This is a genomic window from Lysobacter antibioticus HS124 (genome assembly GCF_000336385.2).
Classification (GTDB): domain Bacteria; phylum Pseudomonadota; class Gammaproteobacteria; order Xanthomonadales; family Xanthomonadaceae; genus Lysobacter; species Lysobacter firmicutimachus.
In genome coordinates, this window is record NZ_HG424441.1 from 14,625 (window position 1) to 27,177 (window position 12,553).

At 63.6% G+C, this 12,553-nt stretch carries 12 protein-coding genes; 4 read left to right on the forward strand and 8 right to left on the reverse strand.

The window, feature by feature from the left end; genetic code table 11:
- Positions 1 to 122 precede the first annotated feature (122 nt).
- The 6 genes from TX83_RS00235 to TX83_RS00260 all read right to left on the reverse strand — a co-directional run bounded on the left by TX83_RS00235 (position 123) and on the right by TX83_RS00260 (position 5,434).
- A complete protein-coding gene (locus TX83_RS00235; RefSeq protein WP_075574902.1) occupies positions 123 to 548 on the reverse strand; it encodes a GtrA family protein in 426 nt (141 codons plus the stop codon).
- Complete coding sequence (locus tag TX83_RS00240) at positions 545 to 1,498, reverse strand: WxcM-like domain-containing protein (RefSeq protein ID WP_064745894.1); 954 nt, start codon at positions 1,496 to 1,498, stop codon at positions 545 to 547. The genes TX83_RS00235 and TX83_RS00240 overlap by 4 nt, the downstream gene beginning before the upstream one ends.
- Positions 1,495 to 2,445: a glycosyltransferase family 2 protein gene (locus TX83_RS00245; protein WP_064745895.1), complete on the reverse strand. Its 951-nt coding sequence runs from the start codon at positions 2,443 to 2,445 to the stop codon at positions 1,495 to 1,497. Before TX83_RS00245 ends, TX83_RS00240 begins: the two co-directional genes overlap by 4 nt.
- The gene (locus TX83_RS00250) at positions 2,433 to 3,527 is read right to left on the reverse strand and encodes a DegT/DnrJ/EryC1/StrS family aminotransferase (protein ID WP_064745896.1); all 1,095 of its coding nucleotides are present in this window, start codon (positions 3,525 to 3,527) and stop codon (positions 2,433 to 2,435) included. Before TX83_RS00250 ends, TX83_RS00245 begins: the two co-directional genes overlap by 13 nt.
- Positions 3,528 to 3,746: 219 nt before the next feature.
- Positions 3,747 to 4,688, reverse strand: coding sequence for an electron transfer flavoprotein subunit alpha/FixB family protein (locus TX83_RS00255; RefSeq protein WP_064745897.1), 942 nt, complete (start codon positions 4,686 to 4,688; stop codon positions 3,747 to 3,749).
- Positions 4,688 to 5,434 (reverse strand): electron transfer flavoprotein subunit beta/FixA family protein, encoded by a 747-nt coding sequence (locus TX83_RS00260; RefSeq protein WP_064745898.1) that lies wholly within the window; start codon positions 5,432 to 5,434, stop codon positions 4,688 to 4,690. Before TX83_RS00260 ends, TX83_RS00255 begins: the two co-directional genes overlap by 1 nt.
- A 456-nt stretch (positions 5,435 to 5,890) precedes the next feature.
- Here TX83_RS00260 and TX83_RS00265 point away from each other — a divergent pair, with 456 nt between their 5' ends.
- Complete coding sequence (locus TX83_RS00265; RefSeq protein WP_186442475.1) at positions 5,891 to 7,465, forward strand: glycosyl hydrolase family 28-related protein; 1,575 nt, start codon at positions 5,891 to 5,893, stop codon at positions 7,463 to 7,465.
- Between the two features lie 11 nt (positions 7,466 to 7,476).
- Here the strand turns inward: TX83_RS00265 and TX83_RS00270 are convergent, their stop codons facing one another.
- A complete protein-coding gene (locus tag TX83_RS00270; RefSeq protein WP_075574904.1) occupies positions 7,477 to 8,286 on the reverse strand; it encodes a D-hexose-6-phosphate mutarotase in 810 nt (269 codons plus the stop codon).
- A 134-nt stretch (positions 8,287 to 8,420) separates the two neighbouring features.
- On the opposite strand from TX83_RS00270, the gene TX83_RS00275 reads away from it, so the two are divergent.
- Positions 8,421 to 9,833: a mannose-1-phosphate guanylyltransferase/mannose-6-phosphate isomerase gene (locus TX83_RS00275; RefSeq protein ID WP_064745900.1), complete on the forward strand. Its 1,413-nt coding sequence runs from the start codon at positions 8,421 to 8,423 to the stop codon at positions 9,831 to 9,833.
- Positions 9,834 to 9,921: 88 nt separating this feature from the next.
- On the opposite strand, the gene TX83_RS00280 is transcribed toward TX83_RS00275, so the two are convergent.
- Positions 9,922 to 10,833 (reverse strand): ATP-grasp domain-containing protein, encoded by a 912-nt coding sequence (locus TX83_RS00280; protein WP_064745901.1) that lies wholly within the window; start codon positions 10,831 to 10,833, stop codon positions 9,922 to 9,924.
- A gap of 132 nt (positions 10,834 to 10,965) precedes the next feature.
- On the opposite strand from TX83_RS00280, the gene TX83_RS00285 reads away from it, so the two are divergent.
- Entirely contained in the window at positions 10,966 to 11,706 is a 741-nt protein-coding gene (locus TX83_RS00285; RefSeq protein ID WP_064745902.1) for a CoA transferase subunit A, read from the forward strand.
- Positions 11,707 to 11,809: 103 nt separating this feature from the next.
- Positions 11,810 to 12,442, forward strand: a complete 633-nt coding sequence (locus TX83_RS00290; protein WP_064745903.1) for a CoA transferase subunit B — start codon at positions 11,810 to 11,812, stop codon at positions 12,440 to 12,442.
- Positions 12,443 to 12,553: the final 111 nt, after the last annotated feature.

The window sequence follows — 12,553 nt, forward strand, 5'->3', positions numbered from 1 at the left end:
AATGCTGGCGAGTACGAAGCTGAAGATCGCTCCTAGCGACCACCACCTCCAATCGGATGCAAACACGCCTCGTATCGACGCAGGCCTGAAGGGCTGTAAAGGAGGCTGGGCGATTTGTGGCTTCATCGTGTCCGGCTCTCGTCAGAACGTTGTTTGTCAACCAAGGCGCCGGCTTTGCGGAGCACGAACTTGTTCATCAGATAAGTTATTGGAACCATCGCTGCGGTCACGATTAGCGGCCCTAGCGATTCTGGGACATGGGCAAATTCGATTATTATTGCCAGAAGTGCCGCCGACGCTGCGTACTGGACGATATAGACGATAGGATAGGCCAGCAGTCCCTTCCACGACATCGGTACTTTGAACACGAGAGTCGAATTGACCCAGTACGCGAACAGGATGCCAAGCGCGTAAGCGATCAGGTAGGACACCTGATAGCTCATCAACGTGTTGAGTGCTAGGTAAACTGTGTAAGTGAAACCCGTGTTCGCGACGCCTCCGACCAGGAAGCGCAACCAGCGCTTGGTCTGGAATCGAGGTTCGATCATCGCTGGGACGCTTCGCGGCGCGCCAGTTTCATAAATTCGGAATAGTCTCGAATATAATCGTCGGCTTCGTACGGATGCGATGCGAACACCAGTAGAACAGCGTCGCTGGAGTATTTGTATTGAATGCCCCAGGTCATCGGCGGCAAGTATATGCCCTTGTCGGGCGAATCCAACAGCACCTCACAGCGGGACTCGCCGTCGTCGGCCACGACCGCGCAACTGCCTTTTACGCAAATCAGGAACTGTTCGCAGTGATGGTGCGCATGCTCGCCGCGAGTCTTTTCGCTGGGAACGTCAAACACCAGGAAATAGCGCTTTGGTTCGAACGGAATGTCCTTGGGGAACTCGCCGACGGTCAGCGCGCCTCGCATGTCTTGGACCGATTTGAAGCGGTGCAAGGTGACTCCCTTTACCCCCACGGAAACGATCGATGGGCCGCTGTCCGGATTGCTGTTGGTCGTTTTTTCGTTAGGCGCTGATGCGTTCTCTACGTAACCGGCAATGCGCGCTGGCGAGCCGTAGACGATGGCGTAGGGTGGAACAGACTTAGTTACAACCGCGCCGGCGCCGACCATCGCATGGCGGCCGATAATTACCCCTGGCAGTATCACCGCTCCGCCGCCGACCGATGCTCCGGTTTCGATATGGGTTTGAAGAAACCGATCCGGATAGACTTTTGAGCGTGGAAACTTGTCGTTAGTGAACGTCACGTTGGGGCCGATGAAGACATCGTCCTCCACGCAAATGCCGTCCCACAGGTATACGCCGGACTTGACGGTGACCCTATCGCCGATTACCACGTCGTTCTCGACAAAGGTATGGGCGCATAGATTGACGTCGGCGCCAATGCGAGCGCCAGCTAGAACTACTGCTGACTGCCATATCGTCGTGCCCGCGCCGATTTGCGTGGTCTGCACGTCCGCGGTTTCATGGATCTTGACATTGTTCATTGCGGTTCCCGATCGTTGGCGTGTTTCATGCTTACTACGGCGAGGGGGCGTTGTTTGCTGTTTTCATATCCTCGCCAAGCGTAAGTACCAACCAGCCCAAGTCCCAATAAATTCAGTGTGCCGAAAAACAGGACGACTAACATGGTTGCGGCGTAGCCCGGTACAGCGATGCGCCCGCTTAGCGATGCGATCAATACGATCGCGCCCAGCACAAATGACAAGGCTGATCCCGCCGCGCCAGCACGGATCAGTAGTTTGATGGGGTAGTCGGTGAAGGCGAACACGCTATCCATCATGTATTCGACTTTCTTGCGCAGAGTCCAAGCTGATTTTCCGTGCTCGCGCTGGAGGCGCTCATAGCTGACCAACTTGCGTCGGAAGCCCAGCCAGAAGATCAATGCGATCAGGGACGAGCGCGATTCCTCCAGCCGCAACAGCTGATCTCGGAAGATCTGGTTACACCCGAACACGTCCACGCCGCCTTCCGGCATTTCGCGCACTACCAAGCGACGGTACAGCCCCCAAAACAGGCCCGAGGCCATTCGGGACAGCAGCGGATCCTTGCGGCCTGTACGCGTTCCGATCGCAACGTCGCATTGGTCGGATTCCAGCGTCTTGAAAAAGGTGATCAGCAGTTCCGGCGGCTCCTGTAGATCGGCCGCCATGACCCCGAAATAACGGCCACACGCCGCTTCGAGCCCGGTGCGGATCGCCGGGAACGAGCCGAAGTTACGCGAGTGCGCCAACAATTGTGCGGGAAATTCGAGCCCGTCCAGCGCTGCGCTCAGCAGCGCGTACGACTGGTCAGGGCTGCCATCGACGACGAAGACTGCTTCCATTCTTCCGCTCAGCTCGCGGTTCATGGTTGCAAGTGTCAGCAGCAGCTGAGGAATCGACCCTTCGTTTTTGTAGACCGGGATGACCGTGCTGAAAGTTACGGTTGCCATGAGTTAACGCTCGCAACGACTTGTTCGATTTGCGCGTCGGTCATTTCCGGATAACAGGGGAGGGTCAGGATTTCCACCGCCAGACGCTCGGTGTTCGACAAGCGGACATCGGCGTAGCGGTCGCCGAATACCGGCTGGCGATAGTCGGGGACTGGATAGTGGATATCCGACGCGATGCCCTGCGCGCGCAAGTGCTGCCGCAAGGAGTCGCGCTGCGCGCTGCGCAATACGTACAAATGGCCGACGTATTCCGGGCCCGCGGCGGCGGGCGGTTCGACTTGTGGATGGCAAATGCCGGCGTTGTAGCGCGCGGCGATTTCGCGACGGCGCTCGTTTCCGGCGTCCAAGCCCGGCAGGAACGTGGACAGAATCGCGGCCTGCATTTCGTCCAGTCGGGTGTTGCGTGCGCCGTCGAATTCCACGTTGTACTTGTCGGTCCAGCCGTACTGGCGAAGGCGGCGGATGCGTTCGGCGACGTCGGCGTGCCGAGTGGTCGCAGCACCGCCGTCGCCAAGGGCGCCAAGGTTCTTGGTGGGATAGAAGCTGAAGCTGGCAGCGTCGCCGAAGGTGCCAACCATGCGGCCCCCGACCTGCGCGCCATGGGCTTGAGCGCAGTCTTCGAGCAGCTTTGCGCCGCTGCCGGCGCAGAGTTGGGCGATCTGGGAGATTTCCGGGGTCGCTAGGCCATAGAGGTGGGTCACCACGACGAACCTGACGCCGGCGGCGATTGCACGTTCGACTTCGATGAGCGAGACGTTGCGGGTATTCAGGTCGACGTCGAGGAAGAACGGCTCGGCGCCGATAGCTCGCACCGCAGTAGCGGTGTACATGCCGGCGTTAGCGACAGTGGCGACCTTATCACCGGGGCCAACGCCGAAAGCGCGCAACGCCAGTTCGATGGCGTCGGTACCGTTGCCCACACTGACGCAGTACTCGACGCCCAGGTACTGAGCGAAGGCCGATTCGAACTGCTTCACTTCGGGACCGAGCACCAACCAGCCGCTGGTAAGCACGCGCTGGATCGCACCTGTGATCGCCTGCTCATTGGCCTTGATGCGGGCGGAAAGGTCGTTGATTTGCATGAGCTCTCACTTCTGGTTGTGCTAGGTGGTGGGCGCGCGATTTGGACGATGGTTCGGTTGCGGGATTTTGTAGGCTCCGCGCGCCCTCATACATAACCGCATATAAGACGAAAACCGGCACGAGGCCGGTTAAGGAAGATATCTACTGCGGCGAACGGCAGGGGGCGTCGGGGCAAGCCGCAAACGCGCCAGCGGCGCGCTGCGGCCTGCTGACCCGGATCAGGCCAACGCCGCTTCCAACTCCGGCAACAGCTTGAACAGATCGCCGACCAGGCCGATATCGGCGATCTCGAAGATCGGCGCGTCGCCGTCCTTGTTGATCGCGACGATGGTGCCGGCGTCCTTGATCCCGGTCAGGTGCTGGATCGCGCCGCTGATGCCGACCGCGACGTACAGCTCGGGGGCGATGATCTTGCCGGTCTGGCCGACCTGCAGTTCATTCGGCACATAACCGGCGTCGACCGCGGCGCGCGATGCGCCGACCGCCGCGCCGAGCTTGTCGGCGAAGTCGTAGATGATCTTGAAGTTGTCCGCCGAGCCGACGCCGCGGCCGCCGGAGACGACGCGCTTGGCGCTCTGCAGGTCGGGACGGTCGGACTTGCCGGCGGCCAGGCCCCGGTAGCGGGTGTGGCTGGGCAAGGCGACGTCGACCGGCGCGGCTTCCACCGCGGCGCTGCCGCCCTTGCCGGCTTCCGGCCAGGACGCGGTGCGCACGGTGGCGACCACGGCGTGATCGGCCGGCGCTTCGACGGTGACGATGGCGTTGCCGGCGTAGATCGGGCGCTTGAAGGTGTGGCTGCCTTCGATCGCCATCACGTCGGAGACCTGCGACACGCCGAGCAGGGCCGCGACGCAGGGCATCAGGTCCTTGCCGAAGGTGGTCGAGGGGCCGAACACGTGGCTGTAGCCCTTGCCCAGCGCGGCGATCTGCGGCGCCTGGACCTGGGCGATGGCGTCGGCGTTGGCGGCGTTGGCCACGGTCAGCACGCGGGCGACGCCGGCGATCTGCGCGGCTTCGGCGGCTACGCCGGCCGGATCGGCGGCGAGCACGACGATGTCGATGGATTCGGGTTTGAGCGCCTGCGCGGCGGAGACGCACTTGGCGGTCGAGGCGTTGAGCTTGCCTTGCAGGTGTTCGGCGACGATCAAAACCTTACTCATCACAGCAACCCCTTCTGCTTCAGTGCGGCGACCAGTTCGGCCGCGTCCTTGACCATCACGCCCTTGCTGCGCTTCGCCGGCGGTGCGTAATGGGTGGTTTTCAGCGTGTCGCCGGTGTCGACGCCGAGCTCGCCGAACTGGATCGTTTCCAGCGGCTTGCTCTTGGCCTTCATGATGTCCGGAAGCTTGATGAAGCGCGGCTCGTTGAGGCGCAGGTCGGTGGTGACCACCGCCGGCAGATCCACTTCCAGGGTTTCCAGGCCGGCGTCGACTTCGCGCACGACCGTGGCCTTGCCGCCTTCGACGTCCAGCTTGGAGGCGAAGGTCGCCTGCGGACGGCCCCACAGGGTGGCGAGCATCTGCCCGGTCTGGTTGGCGTCGTCGTCGATCGCCTGCTTGCCGAGGATGACCAGGTCCGGCTGCTCCTTCTCGATCAGCTTGAGCAGGGCGCGCGCGGCGGTCAGCGGCTGGATCGGCTGCTCGCTGACCACGTGCACGGCGCGGTTGGCGCCCATGGCCAGGCCGTTGCGCAGGTGGGCCTGGGCGTCGGCGGGGGCGATCGTCGCCACCACGACCTCGGTGGCGATGCCCTTGTCGCGCAGGCGCAGGGCTTCTTCCAGGGCGATTTCGTCGAACGGATTGGCCGACAGCTTGACGCCGTCGGTGACCACGCCGGAGTCATCCGGCTTGACCTGAATGCGGACGTTGTAGTCCACCACGCGCTTGTAACCGACGAGGATCTTCATCGTGCGGGGGTTCCTTGTGGGGGGGCTGGCCGGGCGGCCGACAGCCCTCGATTCTAGCGGAGACGGGGCTGTGGGGGCAGTGCACGCGGATCCGCTGTATCACGCGGCGAAGGGGAGGCAAATGGGGGGGCTCGGTTGAAAGATGAACCTCGGCCAAGTAGTTCCACCGAGCAGGCTGGTGGCTGAAGAGCTGAACAGGAGGTTGCGGCCTCTGTGGATAACGTGGTGGGGCAGGCTTGAGGCGGTACGGGGCGGCTTCAGTCTGGTTTTCGATGACTGTCTTTCCCAGGACGGTTGGACTGTGGCCGTCTCGCAGCGAGGGCCGCGCAAATGCCGCGTATGTCGCTTGATCGTTGCGTGTTGTCGCGTCGCAGGATGTGCGCACCGGATGGCCTAATCTTCATAAGACGCTCTATAAGGCGCTCTGCTCGCAACCGAATGTTAAGGAGGATGGCTATGATCAATATTTCCGATAGGGACAGTGTCATTGCTTCTGCTGATGGTACTGCTGAGGACAAATCAACAGAGCCTCAAGCTGCAGTCGGGAGTTTAATGTCGCCCGAGAGCTCTGCCGAGATAGGGTTTATTGGCGGCGCGAGTGCAGGTGCCGGGACTGTACAGGCCGAACTGCGAGAACGCGCGAGCATTGCGGACTTCGGTGCGGTCGGCGATGGCTTGGCAGACGACACGGCCGCAGTGACGTCGGCGATCGCGTTCGCGCTCGACAATAATGTGCGTTATCTATTTGTTCCGTCAGGCGTTTATCGCTTGACAGCGCCGATAGTTATCGGTGGAAGCCTGTGGCTTGACGGCGATGGCGTAGAACCTTACGAAGGATTCAGTCCCGGTCCGGGGCCCAACCAGCGAGGCGGAGGCTCTTGGTTCTTTCTCGATCATGCCGGCAAAGGCTTCATCCTTCAGCGTCCATCGGTTGGCAATAGTGCGAGCGGCATCTCGATATCGTGGCTGGGGACCTTCCGCGCTCATACGGTCGGCGCACCGGGGACTACGTTCGTTCCCACGGTATACGACTACGATTTCACGGTTGATGACGCGGATGCGCTTTTCGACAACGTTACGTTGCTAAATGCCTACAATGGCATCCAGGTGCTCAACGGCAATGCCGGCCGCTTGACCACGAGCAACTTACGTGGACAGCCGCTCAATATTGGCATTTTTATAGACCAAGCCTACGACGTTGTAAGAATAACGGATACGCATTTCTGGCCTTTCTGGTCCCAGTCCGAAGATGTGGCAAAATATCAGCTCAATCACTCTCGTGCGATCGTTTCCGCGCGCAACGACAATCCTTTGATCGTCAATTTGTTCTGTATCTTCTACAAGATCGGATTGCATGTCGTAGGCAACGGTTTCGGCACCACTAATAAGTTGAAGCTGGTGAATGCGGACTTTGATCGCGGTCAGTATGGTATTTATGTGGAGCCATCCGCGGTCGGGCATACCGGCATGTATACCAACGTAACCGCACAGGGTGAGGTCGGATCGCTCGCGACCTTTGCGAGCAACAACTCTGGTGTTTCGGTCAACGCGATTAATTGCGTCATGAATTTTTCCGGGCTGGATTTGGCGGAGCATCGGGGCCCAAGTCTTGACGCGAACGCCGCCGGTATCGAGTTGAACGTGGCCCAGCTTCAAGCTGGAAACTGGAATGGTTCGGGGCTCGGATTCGGCTGTGTCCAGGCGGCCTCGGGCGCCGTGGTGGAAATTAGCGACCGGCCGAAATTTTTCGGTGGCGGAGGAGCGGCGGTATTTTCCGGAAACGGAGAAATCTCCGCGCCGTTGCGCGCAGGTACATCGAGTGCAAACACGGACGCGAATGGCGACGTCGTAATTACGCATAATTGCCCAATCACCCCGCGTAAAATCTTCGTGACGCCATCCAATTCCGTCGGGCTGATTTGCACGGTTCGCGCCCGTGGTCCGACGACCTTTATCGTGCGGCTATTCGATTCTGCCGGGAACGCGTGGGCCTCGGGAGACGCAAAATTCGACTGGAAAGCCGAATACTGAGGTACGGTGATTCAGCATCCCCGGTTGGATTGGACTGTGAGAATCTGCGCCCCGGTCCAGGTCTGACCGGGCTGCAACCTCACCGGCTGCAGCACCTGTGCGGCCTCGACGCAGACGAAGCGGCGGTACCCGTCGGGTTCCAAGTCGGACAGGCCTGCGGCCAGTTCGGCGCCGGGATTCCACACCACGGTGTCGGCGAAGCCCTCGGCTTCGAAGCGCAGCATATGCTCGCCGTCGGTGACGCGCAGCAGGCGACGGGTGTCGGCGTAGATGCGGTCGACCTCGCCGCCGAAGCGCACCGGTGCGCCGCTGGGCGGGCAGGGCGCGCCGCCGCGCGCGGAGTCGATGTAAGGCCGGTCTTCCAGGCCGTGAACCTGGGTCTCGGCGATGTCGCCGACAGCCAGGTAGGTATGCAAGGCGGCGCTGAACTCGAACGGGTCGGCATCGGCGTTGTGCACGGTCAGGGTGATGCGCAGGCGGTCCTCGCCGGGTTCGACGTCGAGCTCCGCCCCGAAGCGGTAGGGCCAGTGGCGGCGGGTTTCCTCGCGATCGCGCAGGCGAAAGCGTAGACGTTCGGGGTCGGGCTCGGTTTCCCAGGTGAGGGTGCGCGCGAAGCCGTGCCGCGGCCCGGGGCCGCGCGCGGCGAACTGCGGAAAGATCACCGGCACGCCGCCGCGGATCGCCGCGCCAGAAACGTCCGCCCGCGGGCTCAAATACAGGCGTTCGCGGCCGCGGCAATGCCAGGACAGCGCCTGGGCGCCGAACGCGGTGGCTTCGACTCGGCTGTCGCCCGGGCCGCTCATTAATAATGTGTTGTGCATGTGCGCTAGCGTGGACGCCCCAGTCAGGCGCCCATTTTAGCCTCGACCCGCCGCCAGTCAGGCGCCGTGAAGCCGGTCGTGACGAGGTTCGGCTATCCTTGGCGGCCCTTTCCGTTCCGAAATCTGGAGCCAGGATGCTTCATCCCGTCGTTCTCAGCGGTGGCAGCGGTTCGCGGCTTTGGCCGCTTTCGCGCCAGAACCAGCCCAAGCAATTTCTGACGTTGATCGGCGATCACTCGCTGTTCCAGGAAACCATCCTGCGCGCGAGCGCGCTGCCGGATGCCGGGGCGCCGGTGACGGTGTGCGCCGAAGACCATCGATTTATGGTTGGCGAGCAATTGCAGGAAATCGATGTCGCCAACGGCGCGATCATTCTTGAGCCGATCGCGCGCAACACCGCGCCGGCGATCGCCCTGGCGGCCCTGCACTTGGTCGCACAGGAGCCCGATGCGACCATGCTGGTGCTGCCGGCCGATCACCTGATCGAAGACGTGCAAGCGTTCCGCGAGGCGGTCGCGCGAGCCTCGACCCTGGCCGCGCAGGACTGGCTGGTGACGTTCGGCATCGAACCGGATTACCCGGAAACCGGCTATGGCTACATCGCTCGCGGCGATGCCCTCGACGGCGCCGGCTACCGGGTGGCGCGCTTCGTCGAGAAGCCCGACCTGGCGACCGCCGAGCGCTACCTTGCCGAAGGCACCTACGCCTGGAACTCAGGCATGTTCCTGTTCAAGGCGCAGCGCTATCTGGACGAGCTGACGCGCCTGGCGCCGGCCATCGTCGAAGCCGCGCGCGCGGCCTATTCGCAAGCGCAGACCGACCTGGATTTCATCCGCCTCGGCAAGGACGCGTTCGCCGCCAGTCCCAACGATTCGATCGATTACGCGTTGATGGAGAAAACCGAGCACGCCGCGGTGGTGCCGGTCAGCTGCGGCTGGAGCGATATCGGTTCGTGGTCGTCGCTGTGGTCGGTCGCACAGCGCGACGACGACGGCAACCGCTACGAGGGCGACGTGATTTCGGTGGACACCCGCGACAGCCTGGTGCGCGCTTCGGACCGGCGCATGATCGCGACCATCGGCGTCGAGGATCTGGTGATCGTCGATACGCCGGACGCTACCCTGGTCGCCCGCAAGGACCGGGTCCAGGACGTCAAGACCATCGTCGACAAGCTCAAGCAGGCCGGGCGCCAGGAGCATCTGTTCCACCGCAAGGTATACCGCCCCTGGGGCAACTACGATTCGATCGACATGGGCGACCGTTTCCAGGTCAAGCGCATCGTGGTCAAGCCGGGCGCGGCCTTGAGCCTGCAGAAGCACCACAAGCGCGCCGAGCATTGGATCGTGGTATCCGGCGTGGCCGAGGTGACCTGCGACGACAAGGTGTTCGAGCTGCGCGAAAACCAGAGCACCTATATTCCGCTGGGCAGCGTGCATCGCCTGCGCAATCGCGGCACCCAGCCGGTCGAGCTGATCGAGGTGCAGTCGGGCAGCTATCTGGGCGAGGACGATATCGTCCGTCTGGAAGACGTCTACGGCCGTTCCTGACCGGCGCGGCGAGTTTCGACGGAAGACCGGCTTCGGCCGGTCTTCTCGTTTGCGGGCTCCAAACGGCCGGGCGATACGCGCCCGCGGCTCAGGATGCAGCGCTGGTCTGCAGCAACTCCGCCAGCGCTTCGGCGAAGCGCGCCGCGCTGCCGGGGGCGTGTTCGAAAAACAGCGAGGGCTCGCACAGTTCGAGTTCGAGCAATCGCGGGCGGCCGTCGCCGTCGCGGATCAGGTCGACGCGCGCGTACAGCAGCGGGTCTTCCAGATCGAGCCGGGCGCCGGCGGCGCTGAGCGCGTGCAGGGCCGCGGTGAGTTCGTCCTCGCCGGGTTCGCGCGCGGCGATGCGCTCGGTCGCGCGCAGGTTCAAGGCCTCGTCGCGGTGCAGCATCGCGCCCTTGCGGATCGCGTGGCTGAAGACGCCGTTGACGTGGATCAGCGCGGTCTCGCCGTCGCGGTCCACCGAGGCCAGATACGGCTGCAGCAGCACGCTGCGGCCGTCGTCGAGCAGGCGCGCGACGTGGTTGGCGGCGGCGAATTCCTGCGAACGGGCGTAGCGCTGGGTGTCGCGCGAGCCGGCGCTGACCGCGGGCTTGACCACGAACTCCTCGCACTCGGCATGCGCGGCGAGAAACTCCTGCAGCGCCGGCAGCGGATCGGCATCGGGTTCGACGAAGGCGCTGGGCACGACCGGCACGCCGCGTGCGGCGAGATCGGCGAGATAGTGCTTGTCGCTGTTCCAGCGCACCACCGCCAACGGGTTCAGCAGCCGGGTGGCGGCGTCGACGCGCGCGCACCAGTCGAGGAACTCGTCCAGGCGCTGGGTGTAGTCCCAGGGCGAACGCAGCAATACGGCGTCGTATCGGCCCCAGGCCACGCTGGGATCGTCCCAGGCGCGGATGTCCGCGGCCAGGCCGAGGTCGGCGCAGGCTTGCCGCAGCGGCAGCAGGTCCTGATCTTGTCCGAGGGCGGCGATGGCGGTGACCAGGGCGATTCGGCTCATGGCGCAAGTCTAGCGTCGGTGCGGCGAAAGGGCGGGGGCGGCAACGGCATTGTCGCGGCATTGCCCGAAAGTCCGCTACGTCCGCCGCCGGCGGCAGGCTAAACTTCGCATATCCCGCAAAGGAGTTGTCTCATGGCCCAGGCCTCACCCGCGACGCCCGCCCACGGCGGCGCGAACAGCAAGCTGTACCCCGACGCGCAGACCGCCCTGCAGGGCGTGGTGGCCGACGGGCAGACCCTGGCCGTCGGCGGCTTCGGCCTGTGCGGCATTCCCGAGGCGCTGATCGGCGCGCTGCGCGACAGCGGCGCCAAGGGCCTGACCGCGATCTCCAACAACGCCGGCGTCGACGGTTTCGGCCTCGGCCTGCTGCTGGAAACACGCCAGATCAAGAAGATGATTTCGTCCTACGTCGGCGAGAACAAGGAATTCGAACGCCAGTTCCTGTCCGGCGAACTCGAACTCGAGTTCAATCCGCAAGGCACCCTGGCCGAGCGCCTGCGCGCCGGCGGCGCAGGCATTCCGGCGTTCTTCACCCGTACCGGTTACGGCACGGTGGTGGCCGAAGGCAAGGAGACGCGCGAGTTCGACGGCCACCACTACGTGATGGAAACCGCGCTCAAGGCCGACGTGTCGCTGGTCAAGGCGTGGAAGGCCGACAAGGCCGGCAACCTGGTGTTCCGCAAGACCGCGCGCAATTTCAATCCGGCCTGCGCGATGGCCGGCAAGGTCTGCATCGCCGAAGTCGAGGAGCTGGTCGAGATCGGCCAGATCGATCCCGACCAGGTGCATCTGCCGGGCATCTACGTCGACCGCATCGTGGTCAACGCCACGCCCGAAAAGCGCATCGAACAGCGTACGGTCCGCGCCGGTTGACGCTGCGCGCGCCGCGCCGCCCGGCTCCGAACGGCCTTACGGCGCAGCTCGGATTGTCCCCGTCGCAGCTTATCTCCGACCTCTCATACAGGTAGATCTATCCATGTCCTGGACCCGCGATCAAATGGCGCAGCGCGCCGCGCAGGAACTCACCGACGGCGCTTACGTCAATCTCGGCATCGGCCTGCCGACCCTGGTGGCCAACTTCATTCCCGACGGCATGAACGTGTGGCTGCAGTCCGAGAACGGCCTGCTCGGCATCGGCCCGTTCCCGAGCGAGGACGAGGTCGACGCCGATCTCATCAACGCCGGCAAGCAGACCGTCACCGCGCGTCCCGGCGCCAGCTATTTCGGCAGCCACGACAGTTTCGCGATGATCCGCGGCGGCCATATCGACCTGGCGATCCTCGGCGCGATGCAGGTCACCGGCAAGGGCGACCTGGCCAACTGGATGGTGCCCGGCAAGATGGTCAAGGGCATGGGCGGGGCGATGGACCTGGTCGCCGGGGTCAAACGCGTGGTGGTGCTGATGGAGCACACCGCCAAGAACGGCGAGCACAAGATCCTGCCCGAATGCACGCTGCCGCTGACCGGCCTGGGCGTGGTGAACCGGATCATCACCGAACTGGCGGTCATGGACGTGACCGAGCGCGGCCTGGTGCTGGTCGAGACCGCGCCGGGGGTGAACGAAGACGAACTGCGGGCCAAGACCGGCGTGCCGCTGCTGGCCGCCTGAACGTCCCTGGTCTGCGCCGCCTAGGAAAACGCAAACGGCGCGATCGATCCGATCGCGCCGTTTGCGCATCTCCGGACCGGCGGCCGACGCAGACGCGCGCCACCGCCGCCG